This window comes from Klebsiella sp. 4_1_44FAA, assembly GCF_000238715.1.
In the GTDB taxonomy this organism is placed as follows: Bacteria; Pseudomonadota; Gammaproteobacteria; order Enterobacterales; family Enterobacteriaceae; genus Klebsiella; species Klebsiella pneumoniae.
In genome coordinates, this window is the sequence record NZ_JH414867.1 from 1 (window position 1) to 583 (window position 583).

Sequence of the window (583 nt, forward strand, 5' to 3'; positions counted from 1 at the left end):
TGAGCTTGGCTGCGGTAATTTCGTAAAAATTGAAATTATGCGTGACTCTAAATACCTGCTTCCTGACAATCAGGAAACCATCAAGGCGACAGAGATCCTTGCAAACGAGGGATTTGTAGTTATGCCGTATATGTATCCTGACCTCAACGTGGCCCGTGACCTTGTAAATGCCGGTGCCGCAAGTGTTATGCCCCTGGCTTCTCCCATTGGTTCTAACAAAGGTCTTGCAACTAAAGAGTTTATTCAGATTCTTATTGACGAAATTGACCTGCCTATCATTGTAGATGCCGGTATCGGAAGACCGTCCCAAGCTTGCGAAGCAATGGAAATGGGCGCCGCCGCTATTATGGCGAACACCGCACTTGCAACCGCAGGAATCTTCCTATGATGGCTTCTGCTTTCAAGAATGCCATTGAAGCCGGTCGTAAGGCATACCTTGCGGGCCTTGGCAGAGTGCTGACCCGTGGTGCATCCGCCTCCGATCCGCTGACCGGTTTCCTTCGTGATTAAGAGGTGGCCTATGGATAATCAATTTTTTGTGGATTCGGAGCATCTGTCTCCAGAAGCACTTGCAAAAAAGCAT

The 583-nt window shown here is 48.5% G+C and carries 1 pseudogene; it reads left to right on the plus strand.

The features are described from left to right. The first annotated feature begins 37 nt into the window (after window positions 1-37). Window positions 38-510: pseudogene (locus tag HMPREF1024_RS0128025) on the plus strand (hypothetical protein). The last annotated feature ends 73 nt before the right edge of the window (window positions 511-583 follow it).